The sequence below is a fragment of the Sphingopyxis sp. OPL5 genome, assembly GCF_003797775.2.
GTDB lineage: Bacteria > Pseudomonadota > Alphaproteobacteria > Sphingomonadales > Sphingomonadaceae > Sphingopyxis.
In genome coordinates this window covers 1751067-1775380 of sequence record NZ_CP060725.1, presented here as the reverse complement: position 1 = coordinate 1775380, position 24314 = coordinate 1751067, and the positions used below count along the sequence as shown (strand labels likewise).

Annotated in this window: 25 protein-coding genes; 13 read left to right on the top strand and 12 right to left on the bottom strand. The window is 67.3% G+C overall.

Features of this window, described 5'->3' with window-relative positions; all coding sequences use genetic code 11:
• Nucleotides 1-84 precede the first annotated feature (84 nt).
• Entirely contained in the window at nt 85-948 is an 864-nt protein-coding gene (locus EEB18_RS08575) for a RimK family alpha-L-glutamate ligase (protein ID WP_187142065.1), read from the top strand.
• Here EEB18_RS08575 and EEB18_RS08570 read toward each other — a convergent pair.
• The gene (locus EEB18_RS08570; RefSeq protein WP_187142064.1) at nt 945-1160 is read right to left on the bottom strand and encodes a hypothetical protein; all 216 of its coding nucleotides are present in this window, start codon (nt 1158-1160) and stop codon (nt 945-947) included. The genes EEB18_RS08575 and EEB18_RS08570 overlap by 4 nt on opposite strands.
• Before the next feature lie 31 nt (nt 1161-1191).
• Entirely contained in the window at nt 1192-1428 is a 237-nt protein-coding gene (locus tag EEB18_RS08565; protein ID WP_187142070.1) for a ribbon-helix-helix domain-containing protein, read from the bottom strand.
• Between the two features lie 191 nt (nt 1429-1619).
• On the opposite strand from EEB18_RS08565, the gene EEB18_RS08560 reads away from it, so the two are divergent.
• The gene (locus tag EEB18_RS08560; protein WP_187142063.1) at nt 1620-2363 is read left to right on the top strand and encodes a DUF4019 domain-containing protein; all 744 of its coding nucleotides are present in this window, start codon (nt 1620-1622) and stop codon (nt 2361-2363) included.
• Nucleotides 2364-2650: 287 nt separating this feature from the next.
• On the opposite strand, the gene phbB is transcribed toward EEB18_RS08560, so the two are convergent.
• From phbB to EEB18_RS08525, 7 genes are all read right to left on the bottom strand, one after another.
• Nucleotides 2651-3373, bottom strand: a complete 723-nt coding sequence (gene phbB / locus EEB18_RS08555; RefSeq protein ID WP_187142062.1) for an acetoacetyl-CoA reductase — start codon at nt 3371-3373, stop codon at nt 2651-2653.
• Nucleotides 3374-3461: 88 nt separating this feature from the next.
• Entirely contained in the window at nt 3462-5222 is a 1761-nt protein-coding gene (locus tag EEB18_RS08550; protein WP_187142061.1) for a DUF1963 domain-containing protein, read from the bottom strand.
• A gap of 92 nt (nt 5223-5314) precedes the next feature.
• On the bottom strand, nt 5315-6310 hold the full coding sequence (gene hemH / locus EEB18_RS08545) for a ferrochelatase (RefSeq protein WP_187142060.1): 996 nt from the start codon (nt 6308-6310) through the stop codon (nt 5315-5317).
• Nucleotides 6307-8595 carry a xanthine dehydrogenase family protein molybdopterin-binding subunit gene (locus tag EEB18_RS08540; protein ID WP_187142059.1) on the bottom strand — a complete coding sequence of 763 codons (2289 nt, stop codon included), beginning with the start codon at nt 8593-8595 and terminating at the stop codon, nt 6307-6309. The genes hemH and EEB18_RS08540 overlap by 4 nt, the downstream gene beginning before the upstream one ends.
• 149 nt (nt 8596-8744) lie before the next feature.
• A complete protein-coding gene (locus tag EEB18_RS08535) occupies nt 8745-9344 on the bottom strand; it encodes a hypothetical protein (protein ID WP_187142058.1) in 600 nt (199 codons plus the stop codon).
• A complete protein-coding gene (locus tag EEB18_RS08530; protein WP_187142057.1) occupies nt 9341-9763 on the bottom strand; it encodes a CoA-binding protein in 423 nt (140 codons plus the stop codon). The genes EEB18_RS08535 and EEB18_RS08530 overlap by 4 nt, the downstream gene beginning before the upstream one ends.
• The gene (locus EEB18_RS08525; protein WP_187142056.1) at nt 9763-10740 is read right to left on the bottom strand and encodes an Mrp/NBP35 family ATP-binding protein; all 978 of its coding nucleotides are present in this window, start codon (nt 10738-10740) and stop codon (nt 9763-9765) included. Before EEB18_RS08525 ends, EEB18_RS08530 begins: the two co-directional genes overlap by 1 nt.
• 91 nt (nt 10741-10831) lie before the next feature.
• Here EEB18_RS08525 and hflK point away from each other — a divergent pair, with 91 nt between their 5' ends.
• From hflK to EEB18_RS08485, 8 genes are all read left to right on the top strand, one after another.
• Nucleotides 10832-12001, top strand: coding sequence for a protease modulator HflK (gene hflK / locus EEB18_RS08520; RefSeq protein WP_082544862.1), 1170 nt, complete (start codon nt 10832-10834; stop codon nt 11999-12001).
• Nucleotides 12001-12852, top strand: coding sequence for a protease modulator HflC (gene hflC, locus EEB18_RS08515; protein ID WP_056344513.1), 852 nt, complete (start codon nt 12001-12003; stop codon nt 12850-12852). Before hflK ends, hflC begins: the two co-directional genes overlap by 1 nt.
• A 128-nt stretch (nt 12853-12980) precedes the next feature.
• Entirely contained in the window at nt 12981-14483 is a 1503-nt protein-coding gene (locus tag EEB18_RS08510; RefSeq protein ID WP_187142055.1) for a trypsin-like peptidase domain-containing protein, read from the top strand.
• Nucleotides 14484-14616: 133 nt separating this feature from the next.
• Nucleotides 14617-14985, top strand: coding sequence for a VOC family protein (locus EEB18_RS08505; protein ID WP_056347050.1), 369 nt, complete (start codon nt 14617-14619; stop codon nt 14983-14985).
• Nucleotides 14986-15041: 56 nt separating this feature from the next.
• A complete protein-coding gene (locus EEB18_RS08500; protein WP_187142054.1) occupies nt 15042-15428 on the top strand; it encodes a RidA family protein in 387 nt (128 codons plus the stop codon).
• Nucleotides 15429-15854: 426 nt separating this feature from the next.
• Nucleotides 15855-16022, top strand: coding sequence for a hypothetical protein (locus EEB18_RS08495; RefSeq protein ID WP_187142053.1), 168 nt, complete (start codon nt 15855-15857; stop codon nt 16020-16022).
• A gap of 133 nt (nt 16023-16155) precedes the next feature.
• On the top strand, nt 16156-17751 hold the full coding sequence (locus tag EEB18_RS08490) for a helicase HerA-like domain-containing protein (RefSeq protein ID WP_410468126.1): 1596 nt from the start codon (nt 16156-16158) through the stop codon (nt 17749-17751).
• Entirely contained in the window at nt 17748-18200 is a 453-nt protein-coding gene (locus EEB18_RS08485) for a hypothetical protein (protein WP_187142052.1), read from the top strand. Before EEB18_RS08490 ends, EEB18_RS08485 begins: the two co-directional genes overlap by 4 nt.
• 47 nt (nt 18201-18247) lie before the next feature.
• Here the strand turns inward: EEB18_RS08485 and EEB18_RS08480 are convergent, their stop codons facing one another.
• Nucleotides 18248-20959: a M1 family metallopeptidase gene (locus EEB18_RS08480; RefSeq protein WP_187142051.1), complete on the bottom strand. Its 2712-nt coding sequence runs from the start codon at nt 20957-20959 to the stop codon at nt 18248-18250.
• Between the two features lie 126 nt (nt 20960-21085).
• On the opposite strand from EEB18_RS08480, the gene EEB18_RS08475 reads away from it, so the two are divergent.
• Genes EEB18_RS08475 through EEB18_RS08465 form a run of 3 tightly spaced genes read left to right on the top strand, consistent with a single transcriptional unit; the run spans nt 21086 to nt 23289 of the window.
• Nucleotides 21086-22372: a cytochrome P450 gene (locus EEB18_RS08475; protein ID WP_187142050.1), complete on the top strand. Its 1287-nt coding sequence runs from the start codon at nt 21086-21088 to the stop codon at nt 22370-22372.
• Nucleotides 22369-22827, top strand: a complete 459-nt coding sequence (locus EEB18_RS08470; RefSeq protein WP_187142049.1) for a lyase — start codon at nt 22369-22371, stop codon at nt 22825-22827. Before EEB18_RS08475 ends, EEB18_RS08470 begins: the two co-directional genes overlap by 4 nt.
• 60 nt (nt 22828-22887) lie before the next feature.
• On the top strand, nt 22888-23289 hold the full coding sequence (locus tag EEB18_RS08465) for a hypothetical protein (protein WP_187142048.1): 402 nt from the start codon (nt 22888-22890) through the stop codon (nt 23287-23289).
• Between the two features lie 10 nt (nt 23290-23299).
• On the opposite strand, the gene EEB18_RS08460 is transcribed toward EEB18_RS08465, so the two are convergent.
• Nucleotides 23300-23710 (bottom strand): acyl-CoA thioesterase, encoded by a 411-nt coding sequence (locus EEB18_RS08460; RefSeq protein WP_056344487.1) that lies wholly within the window; start codon nt 23708-23710, stop codon nt 23300-23302.
• Nucleotides 23711-23780: 70 nt separating this feature from the next.
• The gene (queF, locus tag EEB18_RS08455) at nt 23781-24251 is read right to left on the bottom strand and encodes a preQ(1) synthase (RefSeq protein WP_056344485.1); all 471 of its coding nucleotides are present in this window, start codon (nt 24249-24251) and stop codon (nt 23781-23783) included.
• Between the last annotated feature and the right edge of the window lie 63 nt (nt 24252-24314).

Below are 24314 nucleotides of genomic sequence, written 5' to 3'. Positions count from 1 at the left end.
CAATCCAGGGCGGGTTACGCGACTCTGGATTGCCGCGTCGCTTCGCTCCTCGCAATGACGGGTTTTGACAAGGTAAAGTAGTTCATGCCCTACCAGCCCCGCGTCGCGATCCTCGTGCCTGCGCCCGACTATTATGAGAAATGGCAGCCGGCCTTCGCGCGCAAGGCGGCGGCGCTGGCGGGCGCGGGACTCGCGGTCGAGCAGCGGGTGTGGGGCGATCCGGGCGATTTGTCGGGCTTCGACCTGATCCTGCCGCTCTTCGCCTGGGGCTATCAGCGCGATGTGGCGGGCTGGTACAAGCTGCTCGACCGGCTGGAGGCCGAGGGCCTGCCGGTGGTCAATCCGGTCGCGGTGCTGCGCTGGAACAGCGACAAGGCGTATCTGTCCGAACTCGCCGCCAAGGGCGTCGCGGTGGTGCCGACCGTCGAGGTCGCGGCGCTCGATGAAGCGGCGCTGGCGGATGCACGCTTGGCGCTGGGCGCCGGTGAGGTGGTGGTGAAACCCGCGATCTCGGGCGGCGCCGACGGGACGCACCGGATCGCGGCGGGAGCGGGGGTGCCCGCCGATGCGCTGGGGCAAAGGCGGCTGGTGCAGCCGTTGATGCCGGGGATACTGAGCGATGGCGAGTTTTCGCTGTTTTTCTTCGATGGCCGGTTCAGCCATGCGATCGTCAAGCGCCCGGCGGCGGGCGATTTTCGCGTGCAGGAGCAGTTCGGCGGGCGCGAGACGGCGTGGGAGGCGAGCGACGAAGCACAGGCGCTAGCCGCCGCGGCGCTCGCTGCGGCCCCCGCACCGCCAGTCTATGCGCGCGTCGATATGGTCGGCGACGCGGCGGGGGTGCTGCACATCATGGAACTGGAGCTGATCGAGCCGTCGCTGTTCCTGCACTTCGCGGAGGACAAGGGCGCCGCGTTCGGGCGCGCGGTGGCGGGAGCCACACTTATCTAATCCATCGAATCGACGTGCAGCAATGTGGCGTGGCGGATGAATAGGGCGAACCCGATAAAGGCGAGCCCGCCAAGGATGTGCATCGGCAACTCGGATGTCGTTCCCGCCGAGACTTGAGATATGGTGTCCAAGATCATCGCGACGACACCGAAGCCGATTACAATCGGGGTAATCACATTCGTGCTGTGTCGGATCACATTTTTCATTTTCATGGCGTTCAGCCCGAGGATGCGAGTTGGAATGTCAATTGCTGGGTCCCTCTCGCCACAACCACTGCCGGATCGCCGAGGTCAGGTTCGGCGGGTCGTCCGCCTCCATCCGTTCGACGTCGATGCGCGCGACGAGGGCGTTGATCGGGAGCGCCTGGCGCGCGGCTTCGGCTTCGAGCGCGTCCCAGAAGACGGGTTCGAGGCTGATCGAGGTCGGGTGGCCGGCGATCGTCACCGAGCGTTTGACCGGGGGGTGATAGGGGCGCGCCATGGCCATGGCTTATCGCCTGCTCGCGGCGGGAGGTACGATTTATTTGGGGGTGACCGCGATTCGGGCGGGGCCTAACATCCGATAGCAAACTCGTCGCCCCCGCGAAGGCGGGGGCCGCTATCGGTGTTGCACTATGCAGCCACCGGCCCCCGCCTTCGCGGGGGCGACGATGAAAGGGTGCAGGCCAACCGATGACCGCAGCTATTCAGACCCTCACCGAAAAGGAAAAGGAGACGCTGCGCCTGCTGGTCAGCGGCTATGACGCGAAATCGATGGCAAGCCACCTCGGGCTTTCGGTCCACACGATCAACGAACGGCTGCGCGACGCGCGGCGCAAGATGGCGGTTTCGAGCAGCCGCGAGGCGGCACGGCAACTGCGCGACATCGAGCACGAAGATCCCAAAACGCTTGGGGACAAGGGTTTCGGGGGTGCGGGCGCCGTCGGGGTCGAGGAGGTTCCGACATCCACCGAGGCGCCCCGCATGGTGCGGCCGCTCGGCTGGATTATCGGAGGTCTTCTCATGTCGCTTAGCCTTGCCCTGCTCGCTTTTTCGTCGATGACCGGCACCGCCGGTGCGCCCGCCGCGGCGCCGTCCACCGCCCCCGCCGAAAGCGCTGCGGTCGGCGCGGCGCGCGACTGGCTCGCGATGGTCGAAAAGGGCGACTGGAACGGCAGCTGGGAGGCGACCGGGCAGGCGTTTAAGGCGCTCAACACCGCCGAGACCTGGACCAGGGTGGCGCAGCAGGTGCAGGGGCCGCTCGGCGCGGTCCGGTCGCGGGTGCTGCTGAGCGAGCAGGAGGTGCCCGCGCCGCCCTATGGCTATCAGATGGTCAAGTTCCGCACCGATTATGCCAACAAGGCGGGGGCGATCGAGACGCTGTCGTTGGTGCGCGAGGGCGGCGCCTGGCGGGTTGTTGGGGTGACGGTGGAGTAGGGGGCGGAACGGAAATCTGATTCGCCTGCTCTTCCCGTTTGTGTCGAGCGAAGTCGAGACACGTCCGCGCCAACCTTCGCGTGTCTCGACTTCGCTCGACACAAACGGCTTTTTCCATTTGATGAAGGGCGGGCGGCGACGGCAAGGCCGCCGCCATGACGTCAGACGGGTTCGGCCGACCTTGGGGCCGTCCGCCCCACTGGCCGTGCCGGTGGCTGCCGCTGCGCGGCACCGGCGCCTAGCTCGCCGTTCGCAGTGCGAACGCCTTCGCTACGCGCCTGCCACCGTCAGTACATATGCTGCCCCCCATTGATCGACATCGTCGACCCCGTCACGAACCCCGCATCCTCGCTGCACAAAAACGCCACCCCGCGCGCGATTTCGTCGGCCTGGCCGAGGCGGCCTACCGGAATCTTCGCGACGATCTTTTCGAGTACGGGGGCGGGGACCGCGGCGACCATGTCGGTGTCGATATAGCCCGGCGCGATCGCGTTGACGGTGACGCCCTTCTTGGCGCCTTCCTGCGCCAGCGCCTTGGTGAAGCCGTGGATGCCCGATTTCGCTGCGGCATAATTGACCTGGCCATATTGGCCGGCCTGGCCGTTGATCGAGCCGATATTGACGATGCGGCCCCAGCCGCGTTCGACCATGCCGGGAAAGCAAGCCTTCGCCATGTTGAAGCAGCCGCCGAGATTGACGCGCATGACGTCGTGCCAGTCGTCGTAGCTCATGCGCGCGAGGGTGCCGTCGCGGGTGATGCCGGCGTTGTTGACGACGATGTCGACCGGGCCGAATTCGGCGGCGATCGCGGCGCAATTGTCGAGGCAGGCCTGATGGTCGCCGACGTCCCATTTGCGCGCCGCGATGCCGGTGCGGCCGCTGAACTCGCGCGCTTTTGCGTCATCGCCCCCATAGTTGGCGACGACCGTGACGCCCTGTTCTTTGAGCTTGAGGCTGATCGCCTCACCGATACCGCGGCTGCCCCCGGTGACGATCGCTACGCGTGACATAAGTCTCTCCCACAGAGTGTGTTTCACCCTGACTAGGGCGCGTCGAAGAGGCTCGCAAGTTGACCGTTACGTCAAGCGGACAGCATTTTCAGTTGCTGACCTGAACCAGCGGCCGGTCCCAGCGCCCGGCGGCGAGATCGGCCTTGCGCAGCGTCAGCACCAGATGGTCGACGTCGCCGAAAATCCAGCTCATCAACCCGCTCGACGGCAGTTCGAGCAGCGTCGCGTGGGTTTCGTCGTCATAATCGTGGACATAGCGGAAGGGGATGTGGCCGATGCTGGGCATCTCGCGCGCCGCGAGGTCCCGCGCCCAGGGTTCGAAGACCGTGCGCGCGGCATCGGACAGCGTGTCGGGGTTTGCGGCATAGGCGTGTTTGGCATGGTCGAACCAGATGGTCAGATAGTCGTGGACCCACAGCGGTGCGTCGGGATGATGGGTGGTGAGCGGGATCTCCAGGCTTTCGATCCGCTCGGCGCCCGGACGACCGTCGGGGTCGGTCTTGCGGTTGACCTTGGTCCAGCGAATCGCGTGCAGCGCGTCCATGACGGCGGCGGCGTCGTTCGCCGAGAAATCCATCTTGGGGGCGCTTTCGCGGACGATCGCGATGATCTCCTCGGCGCGGATGCGTGCGACATAGTTCGCCGCGCGCGCCGCCGCGGCGGCGTCGTGCAATTCCTGCAGCGAAGCCTGCATGTTGACGAGGCCTTCGCGGCCGAGCGGGTCCTTGTCCCCCGCGTCGTGCTTGGCGAGGCGGCGCTCGACGCTGGCGAGCTGGGTGTCGATCGGCGAGGGGCCGTCGACGTCTTTCCAGAACCGCTCGATCCGCATCGCGAGGATTTCGACCATCGCGGTCATGCTGTCCCAGTCGAAGGGATGGAAGGCGGGGTCGGCGACGTCGTAGCCGCTGCGATAGAGGCGGGTGCCGACGCTCTCGTCGTCGCCCTCTTCATTTTCGTCCGCGCGCGGATCGTCGTCGCCGGGGCGGACGGCGACGAGGTCGACCGGCCATTCGGGAAAGGCGTGGCGGGTGAAGGGCATCAGGTCGCCGAAGCGCAGCCCGCCGTTCGGCGCGAAGAAGCTGCCGCCGGGATCGAAGGGGTGCGGCGGGTCGACCGGGTCGCCGGCGGCATGGACATGGACCACCGCGACATCGCCGTCGCGCGGGTGGATGAAGAAGGCGAGGCTGCCGCGGCGCGGGCCGAGGCCGTCCCAGATGTCGGCGGGCAGGTCGGCGCAGGCGATCTGCGCGATGAACTCGCCGCGGACCTCGCGGATTTCGGGCCAGGCCATGCCGGGTTCGAGCCGCGGGCGGCCGCCGAGCCAGCTCGTCGCGATTTCGCCCATGCGCGGCGGGATTTGCGGCACGAGGCGGACCGCGACGGGCTCGGTGCCGCGGCGTTCGACCAGATCGGCCTCATGCTCGACCTGCGCGACCATCGATTCGAGCATCTGGCCAACCATGGCGCGGTCGGCTTCGCTTGGCGGTGCGGGTTCGGGCGTTTCGGGGGCCGGGCGGTCGGCGGCGAGCGCGGGAGCCTCGGCGGCGGGGGCGGTTCTATATTCGGCCTCGGCCTCGGCTTCGGTCAGCCGTTCGAACGGCGGCCGGGCGCTGATCCGGGCGAGGCGGGCGGCGGACATTTCGACCGGGGCTTCGACCTCGCGGTCGCGGCGCGGCAGGCGCGGCAGGCGGCTTTCGCCCGGTTCGCGCGGCGCGCGGGGTTCGCGGGGCGTTTTCGGCGCGCGCGGTTCGGGGACGGGCCGGCTGCGGCGCCAGACAAAAGTGACGATCGCGGCGAAGAGGAGCGTTGCCGCCACCAGCATCAATAGGGCCGATTGGACCTGACTCATTGCGACCTCCAACGCGCGCGGCGGCCTCTGACTCTGCCGCGCGGAGTTTCGGTCTAAACGAAGGACCTAAACAGGAGGTAAGCGATAGAAAATCAAAGCCATCCGGCGAGTTCGCGGCGGACGAGGCTTTCGAGCATCGCGAGGCCCGGGGCGCCGTCATTGAGGCACGGGATGTACGCGAAACGGGTGCCGCCTGCGCTTTCGAACCGTTCCTTGCCGCGGATCGCCAGCTCTTCGAGCGTTTCGAGGCAGTCGGCGGCAAAGCCGGGGGCGAAGATCGCGACGCTTTTGCCTTCGCGGCCGAGGCGGGTGAGCACGGTGTCGGTCGCGGGTTCGAGCCATTTGGCGCGGCCGAAGCGCGACTGGAAGGCGGTCTCGACCGGGCGGCCGAGCGCTTCGGACAGCAGTCGCGCGGTCTTGCGGCACTGGCAATGATAGGGATCGCCGAGGTGCAGCGTGCGTTCGGGCATGCCGTGGAAGCTGGCGAGAAGCACATCGGGGGCGAAATCGAGCGCGGCGAGGCCGGCCTCGAGCGTGGTTTCGAGGGCGCCGATATAGGCCGGGTCGTCGGGATAGGGCGGCAGGACGCGCAACGCCGGCTGCCAGCGCAGGGTCGCGAGATGGCTGTTCACCGCATCGACGACGGTCGCGGTCGTCGCGGCGCAATATTGCGGATAGAGCGGCGTGATCAGGATGCGGCGGCACCCTGCGGCGAGCATCGCATCGAGCGTCGCGGCAATCGCGGGGTTGCCGTAGCGCATCGCATGGTCGACCAGCACGTCGGGACCGAGCGCCGTTTGCAGCGCCGCCGCCTGCCGCCGCGTGATCGCGGCGAGCGGCGACCCTTCGTCGGTCCACACCTGACGATAGGCGTGGGCGGATTTTTTGGGCCGCGTGGTCAGGATGAGGCCGCGCAGGATCGGCTGCCAGAGGAGCTGCGGAATCTCGACGACGCGGCGGTCGGAGAGGAATTCGGCGAGATAGCGGCGCACCGACGGCGCGTCGGGGGCGTCGGGGGTGCCGAGGTTGACCAGCAGCACGCCGAGGCGCGGCGGTGCGACCGGCGGATGATCGGTCGGCGCGGTCATAGCGGCAGCGCGGACAGCGGTATCCGCCGGACGCGGCGCCCGGTCGCGGCGTAGAGCGCGTTGGCGATCGCGGGGGCGACGACGGGAACGCCGATTTCGCCTAGCCCGCCGGGGTCGCGATCGCTTTCGACGAATTCGACGATGATCTCGGGCGACTGCGACAGGCGCGGCAGGCCGAGCTGGCCGAGCTTGCGCGCGGTCGCGACCCCGCCTTCATAATCGGTGGTCGCGCCGACAGCGGCGGCGAGGCCGAAGATCAGCCCGCCCTCGACCTGTTGCCGCGCGATCGCCGGATTGACGAGGCGGCCGGCGTCGACGACCGCGACGAGCTGTTCGACCTGCAGCCCTTTTTCGCTCGGCCGCGCGGTCGCCATCAGCGCGATATGGCTGCCGCGCATCGAATGGCAGGCGAGCCCCTGCGCGGTGCCCGAAAGCATGCCCTCCCAGCCGCCGAGGCTGGTCGCGGTGAGCAGGCAGCGCGCGAGCAGTGGTTGGTCGCCAAGCATCGCCATCCGGTACGACAGCGCGTCGAGTTCGGCCTTTGCCGCCATTTCGTCGATGAAACATTCGGTGAAGAAGGCGGTGTAGCTGTCGGCATTGCCGCGCCAACGCCCGGTCGGCAGGCCGATGTCGGCGGGGCAATGGTCGACCGCGACATGCGGGATGGCATAGACGCCGACCGCGCCCTCGACCGCGACGGCATCCGAGGCGCCGGCGGCGGCACGCTGCGCCACGTCGGGCGATGTGTTCGAAAACAGCCGGTCGCGAAACTCGTGGGTGGTCGAGGGGACCGCGATGCGCGCGACGAGCGCGTCGATCCCGCCCGCAGCGTTGAGGGTCGCGACCATGCGCGCGCGCGCCGGGGGGCGGGGAATGTCGCGCATGATCTCCTCGGCGCGCGACCAGGCGAGCTGGACCGGGCGCTTGACCTGCCGCGCGATGATCGCCGCCTGTACCGCGACGCTGTGATCGAGGCAGGCGTCGAACGAGCCGCCCGCCATCATCGGGAACAGGGTGACGTCGCTTTCGGCGAGGCCGGTGGCGGCGGCGATCGCGGCGCGGCACTGCGCGGGGGCCTGGGTCGCGACCCAGACGCGCAGCCGGTTCCGGTCGGGCGCCGCGGTCGCGGTGCGCGTCTCGATCGGGGCGTGGAGCGCCGGGGCGACCATATAGGTCGCGCCGATGCTGGTGCGGCCTTCCATCGCCGCCGACACGTCGCCCTTGTCGACGATGCGGTGGCCATCGGCCTTGATCGCGGCGGCGAGCGCCTTGTCGATGCGTGTCGACGAGATCGGCGTGCCGGCGGTTTCGAAGACCGGGGCGAATCTGTCGAGCGCGCGGTTCGCCGCCCACCAGTTGCGCGCGACCGCGGCGAGCCAGCGTTCATGCTCGACGACATAGAGCATGCCGGGCGAGGCGAGCCCCGCCTTGCGGTCGATGCTCTTCAGCCGCGTCGCGCCGAGCGGGCCCTGGCGGATCGATGCGAAGACCATGTCGGGCAGGCGGATGTCACCGGCATAATTGGCCGAGCCGTCGACCTTGGCGGGCAGGTCGAGGCGGATGACCTCCTTGCCATAGAGCGGATCGGCGCTTGCCGAGCGATAGACGGGTTCGGCGGGCGGTTCGAGCAGCGCCGCGGCGGCGGCGACCTCGGCGAAACGCAATTTCTTCGCGCCCAGCGTGACGAAGCCGTTCGCGGTGTCGCATTCCTCCCAATTCGCATCCCAGCGCCGCGCCGCCGCCATCATCAGCAGCGCGCGCGCTTGCGCCGCGGCGTCGCGGCACGGCGCCTCGAACATCCGCACTGACGAGCTGTTGGCGGTGAGCATCACCGCGTGGCGCACCGCCCATTCGCGCCGCGCCCAGCTGCGCACGTCGGCGACCATGTCGGGTACGAGCGCACGCGGGGTGAAGGTCGCGCTGTCCTCGTCGACCAGCAGCGTGTTGGTGTAGAGCGGGCTGATCGGCGCGGTTTCGACCGCGATCGTGCGCCAGTCGGCGCCGAGTTCGTCGGCGATGATCTGCGGCAGCAGGGTGGTGACGCCCTGTCCCATCTCGCATTGCGGGACGATGACGCTGACATGCCCGTCGTCGCCGATCTTGAGAAAGGCGTTGAAGATATGCTCGCCCTCGGCGGCGGTCAGGTTGGGGGCGTAGTCGCGCGGCCAGACGCTCCATGCGAGCGCGAGGCCGCCCGCGGCGGTCGCGCCGACGAGCAGCGACCGGCGGCTGACATGCGGCATGCGCCGTTTCTTTGTGTCGATACTGTCGCGAATGCCCGCCATCGGGGATGCTGATAAGCGGCGCGAGTCTGGGAGGCAAAGGCTTTTGGTTTAACCGTCGCCCCCGCGAAGGCGGGGGCCGCTGGCCGCCTTGCCCAGCCGCGCCGCGTAAACCGACAGCGGCCCCCGCCTTCGCGGGGGCGACGATGGTGCTACCAGCCCCACGGCGCCGGCGGCGGCGGACTCACCGGGCGGTCCCATGAAAAGCCGACGCGGAAATGGCGGTTCGCGCGCTTCAGTTCATAGGCGAAGCCGAGCGGGGTGGTCTCCATCGCCCAGATGTTGGTCGTCGAGACGCTGCGGCCTGTCGCTTCGAACATCGCGATCGATTCGGCATCGACCGGAAACTCCTGCCGGCTCGCGGTGCCGGGGGTGGCGGTGTCGCCGCCGTACATCGTCACTTCGTCCTTCGATCCGTCGGCGTGGCGATGGTCGTGTTTCAGGCGCAGGCCGTTTCCGGTGCGGCTGACGATCCAGGTGCGCGAGCGGTCCCAGCTGCCGTCGGGGCCGAGGCCGGCGATATGGAAGGGGATTTCGATGCGGTCGGGGGTGCAGCGGCGGATGTGCATGACCATCGCCTTGCCCTGCATATCGGCGTCGGCAGCCTCGTTCGTCTCGATCTTGCCGGCATAGGCCTGGCCGCAGCGTGCGGTGAGCGCGGCGAAAAACTGGTCCTGCGGATCGGTCGAAGCGGGGGTGGCGGCGCAGCCGGTGAGGGCGGACGCGGCGAGCAGCAGCGCGGCGACCCTCATTTCAGCAGCCCGAGGCGAGGGATCTCGATCTTGGGGCAGCGGTCCATCACGACCATCAGCCCGGCGGTGTCGGCGCGCCGCGCCGCGGCTTCGTCGATCACGCCGAGCTGCATCCACACCGCTTTCGCGCCATGGACGATCGCCTCGTCGACCGCGGCGCCAGCGTCGGCGCTGTTGCGGAAGATGTCGACCAGTTCGGCCGGCGGCTCGACGTCGGCGAGGGTAGCGACGACAGGGGCGCCGTGGATCGTCTTGCCCGCGTGGCCGGGATTCACCGCGATCACGTCATGGCCCTGCGCGACGAGGAAGGCGAGGACATGGTTCGAATCGCGTGCCGGGTTGGGCGAGGCGCCGACGAGCGCGATGCGGCGCGGCTGGCCCAGAAGTTCGCGGATTTCGCCTTCGTCGTTGATCGCCATCATTTGCCCTTTCGCTGGTCGAGCCATTCGGCGACCTTCGCCGCTATCGCGTGGAACGGCTCGCCGAGCTTGTCGGTTCCGGCCGCCGGCGGCACCCCGCCGTCGCTGGCGAGGCGGATGCCCATCGACAGCGGTACGCGGCCGAGGAAGTCGAGCCCCATCGTCTTGGCCGCCGCCTCGGCGCCGCCGCTGCCGAACGGGTCGCTGACTTCGCCGCAATGCGGGCAGGCGTAACCCGCCATATTCTCGACCAGCCCGATCAGCGGCACGTCGGCCTGTTCGAAGAAGGCGATCGCGCGCGTCGCGTCCATCAGCGCGAGGTCCTGCGGGGTCGAGATGATCACCGCGCCCGCGGGCTTGTGTTTCTGGATCATCGTCAGCTGGACGTCGCCGGTGCCCGGCGGCAGGTCGACGATCAGCGTGTCGATGTCGCCCCAGCTCGCGTCGACGAGCTGTTCGAGCGCCTTGCCCGCCATCGGACCGCGCCAGGCGATCGCCTGCCCCGGCGCGGCGATCTGTCCGGTCGACAGCATCGGCACGCCATAGGCGTTGGGAACGGGGATCAGCTTGGGTCCGCGCGCTTCGGGCTTGACGCCCTCGCTGTCCATCAGGCGCGGCTGCGACGGGCCATAGATGTCGGCATCGACGAGGCCGACCTTGACGCCCAATCGGCGGAGCGCGACCGCGAGATTGGCGGCGAGGGTCGATTTGCCGACCCCGCCCTTGCCGCTGCCGACCGCGATGATGGTCAGTCCCTTGCGCTCGGCGGTCATCGCGACGCGGACGCTGGTGACGCCGGGGCGCGCGAGCAGGCCGGCGCGCAGCTTGTCCTCGAGCGGTTTGCGTTCGTCCACGTCGAGGCCGGTGACGTCGAGGACGATCGCGAGCGTGCCCTCCTCGTCGAGGAATTTGAGTCCCGAGGTGCGCCCCCCGGTCAGGTCGGTGGCGATGCTGGCGAGCGGAGCGGTGTCGGTCATGTCGGTGGCAGATAGGCATGGCGGACATGATTGCCAGCCATTTTCGCGCGGACCCCCTGTTAATCGCGCCCGCGCCCCCTATAAAAGCCCCATGAGCAACGACAATAGTGACGGTATGGGACGCCGCGCCCCCGGGGGTCTGCGGCAATTTTTCCACCAGATCGCCGCGATGGCGAACAGCCCGTGGGGGCCCAAGGGCGGCGACGACGGCAAGGGAAGCGGCGGCGGCGACAAGAAGCCGGGGCCGCGCAACCCGTGGGTCAGCCCCGACCCGGTCGATATCAACCGCGCGCGCAAGCCGCGCGGCCCCTCGGCGCTCGACGAGCTGCTGCGCAAGGGGCGCGGCAGCTTTGGCGGCGGCGGTGACGGCAATGGCGGCGGCGGCAACATCAACTTCGGCGATTCGGCGAAGCTGTGGAAATGGGGCGTGCTTGGCGTCGTCGCGATCTGGGCGATCTTTTCGTCGTTCCACATCGTGCCGCCCGAAAAAGAGGGCGTCGTCACCCGGCTCGGCAGCTATTCGCGGACCGTCGGTCCGGGCGTCAAACTCACCTGGCCGGCGCCGATCGAACGCATCAAGCTGGAGGACGTGCGCGCCATTCGCACCATGGCGATCGGTTCGCCCAACGCGACCGACGAGAATTTCGTGCTGACCCGCGACCAGAGCATCGTCGACCTCGCCTATGAAGTCCGCTGGTCGGTGCGTGACCCCGAACTGTATTTTTTCCAGCTCGCCGATCCCGACGGCACGATCCGCGAAGTTGCCGAAAGCGCGATGCGCGCGACGGTCGCCAATTTCGACCTCGTCCAGGCGATCGGCCCGGGGCGCGTCGAGATCGAGTCGCAGGTGCAGCAGCGGATGCAGGATTTGCTCAACCAGTATCGGTCGGGCGTGCTGATTCAGGGCATCGCGATCCGCCAGGTCGACCCGCCGAGCCAGGTCGACGAGGCGTTCAAGGAGGTCACCGCAGCGCGGCAGGAACGCGAATCGGCGATCAACCTCGCGCGCGCCTATCAGCAGCAGGTGCTCGAACGCGCCCGCGGCGACACCTCGGCCTTCGACAAGATCTATGAACAGTACAAGCTGTCGCCGCAGGTCACGCGCCAGCGCCTCTATTATGAAACGATGGAGGCTGTTCTGTCGAACGTCGACAAGACGATCGTCGAGCCGCGCGGGGTGACCCCCTATCTGCCGCTCAACGAGGTACAGAAACGGACGGCCCCTGCCGCGCCCACGCCCGCGACGAAGGGAGCCCAGTGATGTTCGACAGCCTGTTCCAACGCCCGATGCGGCCGCTGATCGCCATCATCGTCCTGCTCCTCATCCTGTCGCAGTCGCTGGCGATCGTGCCCGAAGACAAGCAGGCGCTGATCCTGCGCTTCGGCGAGATCGAGCGGACGGTGAACCGGTACAAGCCGAACGAGGATTTCGGACGCTCGGGCGCCGGTCTCGTGCTGCGCGTGCCGTTCACCGACGGTATCCAGTATATCGACAAGCGCATCCTCGGCGTGAACATGGAGCGCCAGCAGGTGCTCTCGACCGACCAGCAAAGGCTGCAGGTCGACGCCTTCGCGCGCTTCCGCATCACCAACCCGGTGCGTATGTACACCGCGATCCGCACCGAGGATAAATTGCAGGCACAGCTTGCAACGATCCTCGGCTCGTCGCTGCGCAACGAACTTGGCAAGCGGACCTTTGCGACGTTGCTGTCGCCCGAACGCGGCGCGGTGATGGACAATATCCAGGTCGCGCTGAACCGCGAGGCGCAGAAATATGGCGCCGAGATCATCGACGTGCGGATCAAGCGCGCCGACCTGCCCGAGGGCGCGACGCTCGAGGCGGCGTACAACCGCATGCGCACCGCGCGCCAGCAGGAGGCGATCTCGATCCGCGCCGAAGGGCAGAAGGAAGCGCAGATCATCCGCGGCAGCGCCGATGGCGAAGCGGCGCGCATCTATGCCGAAAGCTTTGGCAAGGATCCCGAATTCTATGATTTCTACCGCGCGATGCAGAGCTATCGTTCGACCTTCCTGGGCGAAAACAACCAGGGCGGGACGTCGATCATCCTGTCGCCCGACAATGAATATCTGCGCCGGTTTCGGGGTAACTGAACCCTGAGCCGGACGGCGGATGAACGGGACGGTAAAGCGCCGTTCATGTTCAATCACCGTTCAGCCAAGGGGCAGCAGACCACCGTCGCCGGGGTAAGAGAGTTTTCGTAAGAGAAGGAATTTCGATCGTGCGTTATGTTTACGGCATCACTTCGGCTTTGCTGGCGGGTGGCACGGCGCTGGCGCTGGTCACCCAGTCCCCCGTCGGCGCGCAGGTCGCGCAGAATGAATCGAGCGAAATCGCCAAGGTCGTGCCGCGGTCGGGCGCCCCCGAAAGCTTCGCCGACCTGGTCGAGCAATTGCAGCCCGCGGTGGTCAATATCGCGACCAAGCAGGAGGTGACGCTCGGCGTCCGGCTCAATCCGTTCGCGGGCACCCGCGAGCCGATCACCCAGGAACAGCAGGGCGGCGGATCGGGCTTCCTGATCTCGACCGACGGCTATATCGTCACCAACAACCACGTCATCTCGGGCGGTCCGCGCGGCGAGGCGGTGAACGAGGTCACGGTCACGCTGACCAACAGCAAGGAATATAAGGCGAAGATCGTTGGCCGCGACGTCGCGTCGGACCTCGCCTTGCTCAAGATCGACGCGACGGGCCTGCCCTTCGTCAAATTCGCCACCGGCAGCGACGCGCGCGTCGGCGACTGGGTGGTCGCCATCGGCAACCCGCTCGGGCTCGGCTCGACGGTGACCGCGGGGATCATCTCGGCGGTGCAGCGCAATCTGGGGCAGGGCGGCGCCTATGACCGCTATATCCAGACCGATACCGCGATCAACCGCGGCAATTCGGGCGGTCCCCTGTTCGATCTGCAGGGCAATGTCGTCGGCATCAACAACATGCTGATCTCGCCGGTCGGCGCCAATATCGGCGTCAATTTCGCGATCCCCGCCGACGCAGCGATTCCGGTGATCGACGCGCTGAAGGCCGGCCAGGCGGTCGAACGCGGCTACCTCGGCATCGGGATCACCCCGGTCGACGAGGATATGGCGGCGGCGCTGGGCCTGCCCAAGGACCGCGGCGAGCGCATCGGGCGCATCGAACCGGGCGAGGCGGGCGAAAAGGCCGGGCTGAAGCGCGGCGACGTGGTGACCAAGGTCAATGGCAAAGAGGTCTCGCCGCAGCAGACGCTGTCGTACATCGTCGCGCGGGTCAAACCCGGCACGCGCATCCCGCTCGAGGTGATCCGCGACGGCAAGACGATCACGCTGAACGCCGTGGTCGGCACGCGGCCCGCCGCGGCAGACCAGGCGCCGAGCACCTTCGATCCCGAGGACGAACAGGCGACGCCGGACGATCCGACGGGCGCCGCCGACACCGCGCTCCAGACCGAACTGGGCCTTGCGGTGCTGCCGCTGACCGCCGACATCGCGCGCGCGGTGGGCGTCGACGCCGGCACCAAGGGGCTGGTGATCGGGTCGGTCTCGGCGAACAGCGATGCCGGGCGCAAGGGGCTTCGCCGCGGCGACGTGATCCTGAGCGCGGGCACCGCGCGCACCGCGGTGCTGACCAGCGATGCGCTGGCCAAGGTCGTGGCCGACACCAAGGCGGCGGGCCGCGATGCGGTGCTGGTGGAAATCCTCCGCCGCGGCGGTCCTTCGGGGGACGTCGCGCTGCGGCTGAAAAAATAATCTTCTCCCCTTCGCCGAAGGGGAAGAGGCTTGAAAGCGGGCGCTGCGACCTCATCGGTCCGGCGCCCGTTTTTCTTTGCGCGTCGCCGACAATGTTCCTATTATGTTCCTTCAACGAGTCGGGAGAAGAATGATGATCGGATATGTGACGCTCGGCACCCACGACCTTGCGAAGGCGGCGGTGTTTTATGACGCGATCGCGGCGGAACTGGAGACGCCGCGGATGATGGAGTTCGAGACCTTCATCGCGTGGGGCAAGCCCGGCGGCGGTGCGGGGATCGGACTGACCAAGCCGTTCGACGGCAATGCCGCGAGCGTCGGCAACGGTGTGATGGTCGCGCTCGAGGCGAAAGACCAGGAGCAGGTGCATCGGCTCTATGACATCGCGATCGCCAACGGCGGCACCTGCGAAGGCCCCCCGGGACCGCGCGGCGAGGGTTTCTACGCGGGCTATTTTCGCGATCTCGACGGCAACAAGCTCAACGCCTTTGTGATGGGATGATGGGCCGCCGCCGCCGGACGTGATAGTCCTCTCCCACCAGCGTGGGAGAGGATCGAATGACGGCAAGCAAGGCGGATCAGGATGCGGGGCGAACGGCGGGCGGACCGCATTATTCGCCCTTCGTCATCGCGGGTGGTTTCATCTTCGTGTCGGGGCAGCTGCCGTTGTTGCCCGGACGCGATACCGCGCTGGCGTCCGCGCCGTTCGCGGCGCAGGTCGAGCAGGCCTTGCACAACCTGGAAACCGTGCTCGCCGATGCGGGCGCCGGGCTGGCGCAGGTGGTCAAGACCACCGTCTATCTCAGCGATATCGACGACTGGGGCGAGGTCGATGCAATTTACGCCCGCTTTTTCGGCGCGAACCGGCCGGCGCGCAGCGTGGTACCGACCGGGCCGCTGCACTTCGGCTTTCGCATCGAGATCGAGGCGATCGCGGTGGCGTGACGCCGGCTGGACGAGCGTTGGCGGGCGTGATGGCGGTTCCGGGGTGGGAAGCGGGTGACAGCTTTCCACGCGAAAGGGATGCTTCGGGCCGCTTCCACGATTTCCGGCCATCGAAGCACGCGTGCGCCACCAGATATTCCGGTCCGCATGGGCGCTGCGAGATGGTCGGTGTGACACCGTTCCCGTGCGCCGCCCGCTCAACTGACGAATAATATCGTAAAAACAAGGAGGTGGCTTGTTGTCTCCGGTCATGGTAGCTTGACGGCAGGCGCAAACAAACCGCCCGTCGGACATATGTCCGGCGGCGAACGGGCCGATCTCTTCCCAAACCGTCGACCCGCTCGCTTCGCCAGCACGAGGCTCATGACCATGATAAACGCCCAAGAGGTTGCCGCGTCCCTGACGGACGGACAACGACGTCGTCTGTTGGCGCTCTTCGCCGAAAGGAAGGCGCAGCCGTGGGAGGAGGGCGATGACGAACTGAAGGGACGACGGCTCGTCCATTGTTTCCGGCAGGACCGTGGCGGCGAACGGACCGAGCTGAACAATTCGGGCTGGTCGGTCGCCATGCTGCTCGACCGCCCCGCCGCCTGAAACCTCGCGAGACGGGCCGGGCCACAGCTGCCGATCGTCCTCTCCGGCCGATGACAGCCGCGCGGTTGCCGATTGCCTGTCCACGCCCCGCGTTCTAGACCGGCAGGCAGGTTCGGATAGCGGAGGACAGCGAGTGAGCGACGGCAGCACGGCGAGTGAAATCTATATCGGCCTCGGCGGCGGCGGCGCCCCCGACGGGCCGCGCCAGTCGCTGGTGCTCAAGCGCGCCAACCGGCACGGGCTGATCGCCGGGGCGACCGGCACCGGCAAGACGGTGACGCTGCAGGGGCTGGCCGAGGGGTTTTCGGCGGTCGGCGTTCCGGTGTTCGTCGCCGATGTGAAGGGCGACCTCGCCGGCCTGGCGATGGCGGGCAGCCCGACGTCGAAGATGCACGAGATTTTCGCCGCGCGCGCCGCCGAGATCGGCGACAGCGAATGGGCGTATCGCGACAATCCGGTGATCTTCTGGGATTTGTTCGGCGAACAGGGGCACCCGGTGCGCACGACGATTTCCGAAATGGGCCCGCTGTTGCTCGCGCGGTTGATGGGGCTGAACGAAGTGCAGGAGGGGGTGCTCGCGATCGCCTTCCGGGTCGCCGACGAACAGAATCTGCTGCTGCTCGATTTGGGCGACCTGCAGGCGATGCTGGCCTGGTGCGCGCAGAATGCCGACGAGCTGACCGTCAAATATGGCAATGTGTCGAAGGCCACCGTGGGCACGATCCAGCGGCAATTGCTGACGCTCGAAAGCCAAGGGGGCGCGAACTTCTTCGGCGAGCCCGCGCTCGACATCCAGGACATGATCCGCACCGATGAAAACGGGCGTGGCTACGTCAACATCCTCGCCGCCGACAAGTTGATGGCGAGCCCCAAGCTCTATGCGACCTTCCTGCTCTGGCTGCTCAGCGAGATGTTCGAGACGCTTCCCGAGATCGGCGACCCCGACAAGCCGAAGCTCGTCTTCTTCTTCGACGAGGCGCATCTGCTGTTCGACGATGCGCCGCCCGCGCTCGCCCAGAAGATCGAGCAGGTCGTCCGCCTGATCCGGTCCAAGGGCGTCGGCGTCTATTTCGTCACCCAGAACCCGATCGACGTTCCCGAGGATGTCGCGGGCCAGCTCGGCAATCGCGTCCAGCACGCGCTGCGCGCCTTCACTCCGCGCGACCAGAAGGCGGTGAAGGCCGCCGCCGACACCTTCCGCCCCAATCCCAAGGTCGACGTCGCGCGCGAGATCACCGAATTGAAGGTCGGCGAGGCGCTGGTGTCGCTGCTCATGGCCGACGGCGCGCCGTCGCCGGTCGAGCGCACGCTGATCAAGCCGCCCTGCTCGCGTGCCGGCCCGCTCGACGCCAAGGAGCGCGCGATCATCAAGTCGATCTCGCCGGTCGAGGGCAAATACGATACCGCGGTCAACCGCGAGAGCGCCGAGGAACTGCTCGCCGCCAAGGCCGACCAGGCGCAGGCCGCCGCGATCGAAGCCAAGGCGCAGGACGAGGCCGACAAACAGGCCGCGATCGCGGCCAAGGAAGAGGCGAAGCGCAAGGTTGCCGAGGAGAAGGTGCGGCTGCAGCAGGAGAAGGTCGCGGCGCGCGAGGCCGCGAAGCCGAGCTTCGCCGAGAAGATGGTCGAATCGGCGGCGCGGTCGGCGGCGACCAATATCGGCCGGCAGGTCGCGGGCAAGTTCGGCGGTCAGTTGATGCGCGGCATTTTGGGCAGCCTGTTCAAATGAAGACCGGCGATGCCCGCAAGATGGAGGCGAACCTGACGGCGCTCGCCGAAACGGGCATCGATCTTCGGCTGGCCCTGTTCGAACGCTTCTTTGCGGCATTTCCGGTGCGTTTCGAGAGCTTCATCTCGGTCGACGCCGCGTCGCGGCGGATGACCGACGAGACGCTGCAGATGATGTTGGGGCTGGCAAAGGGGCAAAGCTGGGTGTGGCCGCTCGTCGCCGAGCTGGTGTTCACGCACCGCAGCTATGGCGCGTTGCCGATCGAGGAATATGACGCCTTCATCGACATCACCGTCGAAGAACTCGGTATCGCACTGGGCGACGCCTGGGACGCCGATTGCGCGGCGGCATGGGGACGCGGCGCCGATGCGCTGAAATATATGATCCGCAAGGCGCGCGCCGAGTGGAAGAGCGCGATGCCCGCGGGCGCGCCGCAGCTGGCCGAGTAAGCACCCATCGCTCCCGCAAAGGCGGGAATGACGGGTGGAACTTATCCCTATTTGCCCTTCAGCCAGCTGGCGATTTCGCCCTTGATGCGCGGGCGGCTGACGCTGCGTTCGGTCAGCGTCGCGATCACCTTGTCATAGGGTTTGCGGACGTCGGCGGGCAGGTCCGCCGCGATGCCCTGAAGCCTGGCAATCATCGCGGGGTCGTGTGACGCGGCGGCGAGTCCGGCGAGGAAACGCGCGCGCGCCGACGCGTCGATCAGCCGGTCGACCGCCGCCTGATTCGCCTGGACAAAATCGACCGCCGGTTCGGGATGGTTAGCGGCGACCGCGCCGATGATCGACGCGCTGACGGTCTCGCCGGGTTCGGCGGTCAGCGCGAGATCGAGCGCGCGGCGAGCCAGCGCCGCATCTTTGGCCGAGCCGAGCAAGGTGTAGAAGGTGCTGCGTTCGACCGCCGATTTCGACGCCTTGGCGAGCGCGTGCAGCCGGGTCCAATCGGCATCGGTCGCGTTGGTCGCGACGATGCCGAGCCAGCGCGACTTGAGCGGGCCGTCGAGCGCGGCGGGGTTGCTGTCGAGCAGCGCGAAACGGCGCCGCGCCTCGGCGAGCACCCTGGCATCGCCCATCGCGCCGAGCGCGGCGAGCAGGTCGGAGCGCAGCACGCTGTCGAGCGCCGGTTCGCCGGCGCGCGGTTCGAAGCCGAGCCGCCGCATCGACGGGTCAAGCACCGCGCCGGCCATCGCGGCGATGCGTTTCTGGACCGCGGGCTGGTCGTCGAACATCGCGTAGAGCGTCTGGTAGCGGCCGGCGACGTCGCCGATCACCTTCTGGCTCGCGCCCTGCGGGGTGGCAGCGAGCAGGTCGAGCGCGGCGCCCATCGGCTGATAGCCCGCGTTCGCGAGCGCGAAATTGTCGCCGAGCAGCCCAAGCTGGTCGATCGGTGCGAGCGACGCAAAGCGGCCGCGCAGCGCGGCGAGCGCGGCCGGCGAATAGAGGGTGCGGTAATAGCCCGCCTGTCCGGCGTTGATCAGCACCGGGCCGCAGCCGGGCAGCGTCAGCGTGCCCGCGCCGCCCGCGATCACCTGCCGCGCGACCGCGCCTTCCCCCGCGCGGGCGAGCACCGGCACCTGCCAGCGGCGGCCCTCGGCCTCGATACCGTCCTTGCGGTCGCGCGAAAATTCGCCCTGGGTCAGCGCGACCGTCGTCCGGTCGCCGGCGCAGGTCATGCTGCCGACGCGCAGCAGCGGGATTCCCGGCTGGTTGGTGAAATCATGCGCGATCGCGGTGAGGCCCTTGGCGCCCGCGACCTCGACCGCGTTCCACAAATCGTCGGTGCGCGTGTTCGCATATTTATGCTGCGCCATATAGGTGCGCAGCCCGTCCCGCCACACATCCTCGCCGGCATAGGATTCGAGCATGGTGATGACGGCTTCGCCCTTTTGGTAGGCGATCGCATCGAACGCCTGATTGGTGTCCTCGACGGTGCGGATTTTCTGGACCACCGGGTGCGTCGTCGCGAAGGCGTCGAGCCCCATCGCGCGCTCGCGGCCGTCGACGCGGTCGAGCAACGGTTGCCAGTCGGGGTGGAAATGGTCGCTCGCCTTGGTCTCCATCCAGCTCGCGAAGCCTTCGTTGAGCCACAAATCGTCCCACCAGGCCATGGTGACGAGGTCGCCGAACCATTGGTGCGCGACCTCATGCGCCTGCGTCGAATAGATTTGCTGCCGCGTCGCTTCGCTGGTGATCGTCGGATCGTCGAGCAGGATGCGTTCGAAGGTGAAGATCGCGCCCCAATTTTCCATCGCGCCGAAAAACTGCGACTGGCCGGGGCCGGCGACATTGTCGAGCTTGGGGAGCGGATAGGGCTGGCCGAAATAGTCGCTGTAGTAAGTGAGCAGCGGACCGAGGCTGTCGAGCGCGAAGCGTGCCTGTTCGCCCGACCCCTTGGGCGAGACGATGCCGACTTCGGCGCCGCTTTCGCTCTTTGCCGCGAGCCGCTCGAAATCGCCGGTCGCGAAGAACAGCAGATAGGAGGACATTTTGGGCGAGGTGGCGAAGGTCACTTTCTTGAGCCCGCCCGCCAGCGGGGTTTCGCTCGCGGCGGGCATGTTGCTCACCGCGAGGTCGTCCTGCGGGACGATCGCCGACAGGGTGAAGGTCGCCTTATAGCTCGGTTCGTCGAAGCTGGGGACGAAGCGCCGCGCGTCGGGCGCCTCGAACTGGGTGAACAGCCCGCGCACCTCGGCGCCGCTGACCTTGTCGGGATAATCGAGCGCGAACAGCCCGTTCGCCTGGGTGCCGATGATGCCCTTGTAATGCGTGATGAGGCGGTAGGTGCCGGCGTCGAGCGGGACGGGCGCGATAAAGGTCACCGTCTGCGCCTCGGCATCGGTCGACGCGATCAGCGGGATCGGCGCGCCGGTCCCGTCGGCGCGGGTCAGGCTGGCATCGACGACATCGAGGTCGAGCGCGTTCATCACGATGCCATTGGCGCTTTCGTACAGCTCGAGGTCGATCGCCGCCTCGCCGGTAAAGCTCAGCGCCTTGGCGTCGGGGGTGACGCTGATGTCGTAATGAATCGGGCGCGCATTGCGCGGCAACTGGCTCGGGATGTCGGCGGGCAGCGCCGCGCCGGTGAAGGCGGGCGGTGTCGCGGCGGGCGCGGCGGCGACCGGCGCGATTCCCGGCTGCGCGGCGCAGGCGGCGAGACCGAGCGACGAGACGGCGGCGACAAGCAGATGACGGTGCGATGTTTTCATGATGGCGATCCCCGGTCTTGATTTTGCCGCACCGGCTACGCCGATGCCACGCGGACTCCCGCGTCGCTTTCGGCGGGCGTAGCATGGCTCTCGACAGATGACACGAGATGGGGCAGCTTTGGTTGCATGACAAAACCTATATTGCCTGGAGAGGTAGCCGCCGCCGTCGTCGACCCCGTCGCTTATGGGGAATGGGACGGGCTTCATGAAAAGCTCGGCTGGGCGCGCGCCCATGCGCCGCTCGCGGTCGCCGAGACCGCGGAGGTCGACCCCTTCTGGCTCGTCACCCGCCACGCCGACATCATGGCGATCAGCAAGGATCCGCAGCGTTTTGCGAACGGCATCCGCCCGACGGTGCTGACCAACCGCGACGGCGAGGCGATCGCGCGCGCCGCGACCCCGGGGGGCGACGGGCATCTGATCCGCTCGCTGGTCCAGATGGACGCCCCCGATCACATGAAATACCGCCTGCTCACCCAGAGCTGGTTCATGCCCAAGAATCTGAAGATCGTCGAAGAGCGTATACACGGCCTGGCCCGCGAGACGGTCGATGCGATGCTCGCCGCCGGGCCCGAATGCGATTTCGCGCGCGACGTCGCGGCGCATTATCCGCTGCGCGTCGTCATGGACATATTGGGGGTGCCGCCCGAGGACGAGCCGCGCATGCTGATGCTGACCCAGCAATTGTTCGGCTCGACCGACCCCGAGCTCAACCGCAGCCGCGAGGCGATCACCAGCGCCGAACAGGCGATCGCGATGCTCCATTATGTGATCGCCGATTTCGAGCAATATTTCGGCGCGCTGACCGCCGACCGCCGCGCCAATCCGCGCGAGGACATCGCGACGGTCATCGCCAATGCGACGATCGACGGCGGCCAGATCCCCGATCGCGAGCTGGCGGGCTATTATATGATCATCGCGACCGCGGGCCATGATACGACGAGCGCCTCGACCGCCGGCGCGATCATGGAACTGGCGAAGAACCCGGCGCTGTTCGAACGCTTCCGCGCCGCTGACAGCGACAAGGCGGGGTTGATCGAGGAGGCGATCCGCTGGTCGACCCCGGTGCAGCATTTCATGCGCAGCGCCAAGGAAGATGTCGAGATCGGCGGGCAGCAGGTGCGCGCGGGCGACTGGCTGATGCTCAACTATGTCTCGGCCAACCGCGACGAGGCGGTGTTCGGCGACCCCTTCGCCTTCGACCCCGACCGGCCGAAGAACCAGCAGCTTGCCTTCGGCTTCGGCGCGCATGTCTGCCTCGGCCAGCATCTCGCCCGCATGGAGATGCGGATCATGATGGAGGAACTGCTGCCGCGGATCAAAAAGCTCGAACTCGCAGGCGATCCGGCGCGGGTGGAGTCGGTGTTCGTCGGCGGGCTGAAGCGGCTGCCGATCCGGTTCGAGGCGGCGTGAGCGACTATTTGCCGAAATCGCCGTTCCTGGCGTCATTCGTCGATGCGGATGTTCCGCTCGACGGCCCCGAGGGCGAGGCCAATCTTGACCGATTGATCGCCTTGATGGGCGACGCTGACGTATCGAACAGGGACTGGGCGGCCATGCTGTTAGCGCTCAGCGACCGCGATGATGCGAGGATTCGGGCGGCTTTGCGGATGGGTGCAGAGGATGTGGACCCGGTCGTGCGCGGCGAAGCGCTTTGCGGATTGGCGAGGCGCGATCCGGCTGTTGCCCTGCCCCTCGTTCGCCGCGAACTCGATCGTGACGAGAGCAATATAGCGGTGATGAATGCCGCCGAAGAACTCGCCGACCCGACGCTGGCTGCGAGCTTACTTGCTTGGGCCGAAGGCCATGATCCGGTCGCTGAGGCTGCTCGCGATGCGATCAGGGCCTGCGGGGTGGCCGCCACTTAAAGCTTTGCGAAGCCGCGCCGCCATGCCAAGGCGGTTCCGGGTCGATATTCGGGGGAAGTCATGAAATATCCGATCCTTGCCGCGGCGCTGCTGCTTGCCGCCGCCGCGCCCATCACCGCCGCCACCGCGATGACGATCGATACCGACGAGCGCGAGCTTTACGACAACAGCATCCAGTGCATGGCCTTTTTCGGGATCATGGCGGGACTCGGCACCAAGGGCGACGACGCGGACCCGAAGATGGTCGCATCGGGCACCAAGTTTCTGGCCATCGCGACCGTACTCGCCGACGACGACGAGGCGCAGATCAAGACCGACTTCGACGCCCAGATCGACAAGTTCGCACGGATCACCAAGAATCCCGAAGATCCCGACATGATCAAGCAGGTTCAGGACATCAGCGAGAGCTGCACCTTCCTCGAAACGCTGGTCGACGCGATGATCGAAAGCGGCACCCTCTAAGCCGGGCGCGTCAGACCTTTTCGGCCGGAAAGAATTTCGCGACGACCTCGCTCGCGAGGCGCGCGGGGCGCAATGTTTCGGCGTCGATGCAGCACCAGCTCGATTTGACCTCGGCCAGCACTTCCTCGCCGCGCTTGATGATCGTGTCGTAAAAGGCGCGCGCGCCCTGCACTTTTTCGAGGATCACGGTCGCGATGACCTGGTCGTCGAGGAAGGCGGGGCGGCGATAGGTGATCTCGTGCTTCAGCGCGACCCACAGATGTGCCGCGACCGCGTCGGGCGGCGCGATATGGCGCCAGTGCGCCAGCACGGCGTCCTGCACCCAGCTGAGATAATGGGCGTTGTTGACATGCCCCATGAAATCGATCTGGTCGGCGCCGACGGCGATGGCGTGATCGTGCGGGAGCGAGGCTGCGGTCATAACGTTGACACTAATGTCAACAAACTGTGACGGGAAGATGAATTTCCGACCATTTCGATAGAATGATCGCTCAGCCCCGCCCGCGATAGGGCGCGACGCCCTGATCGGGGAGCCACAGGCCTGCGGGCGGCGCGCCCGATTGCCAGAAGACATCGATCGGAATGCCGCCGCGCGGATACCAGTATCCACCGATGCGCAGCCAGCGCGGCGCCATCTCGTCGAACAGGCGGCGGCCGATGCCGACGGTGCAATCCTCGTGGAAACCGGCGTGGTTGCGAAAGCTGGAAAGAAAGAGCTTGAGGCTCTTTGATTCGACGATCGTTTCGCCGGGGGCATAGTCGATCACCAGATGCGCGAAATCGGGCTGTCCGGTCACCGGGCACAGCGAGGTGAATTCGGGCGCGGCGAAGCGGACGAGGTAAAGCTCGTCGGCGCGCGGGTTGGGGACATAGTCGAGGATCGCGGCCTCGGGTGAGGCGGGCAGTTCGCTGGACTGGCCGAGATGCTTGGGCGTCAGCGCCGGGGGGGTGGAATCGGACATGAAATCCCTCTAGTGGGGCGCGCGGCCGCTGTCATCCGTCGATGGCGCGGTCATTCAGCGCCA

Coding starts and splice junctions, on each gene's coding strand:
- EEB18_RS08575 (WP_187142065.1), top strand. CDS start 85: ATGCCCTACCAGCCCCGCGTCGCGATCCTCGTGCCTGCGCCCGACTAT.
- EEB18_RS08570 (WP_187142064.1), bottom strand. CDS start 1,160: ATGAAAATGAAAAATGTGATCCGACACAGCACGAATGTGATTACCCCG.
- EEB18_RS08565 (WP_187142070.1), bottom strand. CDS start 1,428: ATGGCGCGCCCCTATCACCCCCCGGTCAAACGCTCGGTGACGATCGCC.
- EEB18_RS08560 (WP_187142063.1), top strand. CDS start 1,620: ATGACCGCAGCTATTCAGACCCTCACCGAAAAGGAAAAGGAGACGCTG.
- phbB (WP_187142062.1), bottom strand. CDS start 3,373: ATGTCACGCGTAGCGATCGTCACCGGGGGCAGCCGCGGTATCGGTGAG.
- EEB18_RS08550 (WP_187142061.1), bottom strand. CDS start 5,222: ATGAGTCAGGTCCAATCGGCCCTATTGATGCTGGTGGCGGCAACGCTC.
- hemH (WP_187142060.1), bottom strand. CDS start 6,310: ATGACCGCGCCGACCGATCATCCGCCGGTCGCACCGCCGCGCCTCGGC.
- EEB18_RS08540 (WP_187142059.1), bottom strand. CDS start 8,595: ATGGCGGGCATTCGCGACAGTATCGACACAAAGAAACGGCGCATGCCG.
- EEB18_RS08535 (WP_187142058.1), bottom strand. CDS start 9,344: ATGAGGGTCGCCGCGCTGCTGCTCGCCGCGTCCGCCCTCACCGGCTGC.
- EEB18_RS08530 (WP_187142057.1), bottom strand. CDS start 9,763: ATGGCGATCAACGACGAAGGCGAAATCCGCGAACTTCTGGGCCAGCCG.
- EEB18_RS08525 (WP_187142056.1), bottom strand. CDS start 10,740: ATGACCGACACCGCTCCGCTCGCCAGCATCGCCACCGACCTGACCGGG.
- hflK (WP_082544862.1), top strand. CDS start 10,832: ATGAGCAACGACAATAGTGACGGTATGGGACGCCGCGCCCCCGGGGGT.
- hflC (WP_056344513.1), top strand. CDS start 12,001: ATGTTCGACAGCCTGTTCCAACGCCCGATGCGGCCGCTGATCGCCATC.
- EEB18_RS08505 (WP_056347050.1), top strand. CDS start 14,617: ATGATCGGATATGTGACGCTCGGCACCCACGACCTTGCGAAGGCGGCG.
- EEB18_RS08500 (WP_187142054.1), top strand. CDS start 15,042: ATGACGGCAAGCAAGGCGGATCAGGATGCGGGGCGAACGGCGGGCGGA.
- EEB18_RS08485 (WP_187142052.1), top strand. CDS start 17,748: ATGAAGACCGGCGATGCCCGCAAGATGGAGGCGAACCTGACGGCGCTC.
- EEB18_RS08480 (WP_187142051.1), bottom strand. CDS start 20,959: ATGAAAACATCGCACCGTCATCTGCTTGTCGCCGCCGTCTCGTCGCTC.
- EEB18_RS08475 (WP_187142050.1), top strand. CDS start 21,086: ATGACAAAACCTATATTGCCTGGAGAGGTAGCCGCCGCCGTCGTCGAC.
- EEB18_RS08465 (WP_187142048.1), top strand. CDS start 22,888: ATGAAATATCCGATCCTTGCCGCGGCGCTGCTGCTTGCCGCCGCCGCG.
- EEB18_RS08460 (WP_056344487.1), bottom strand. CDS start 23,710: ATGACCGCAGCCTCGCTCCCGCACGATCACGCCATCGCCGTCGGCGCC.
- queF (WP_056344485.1), bottom strand. CDS start 24,251: ATGTCCGATTCCACCCCCCCGGCGCTGACGCCCAAGCATCTCGGCCAG.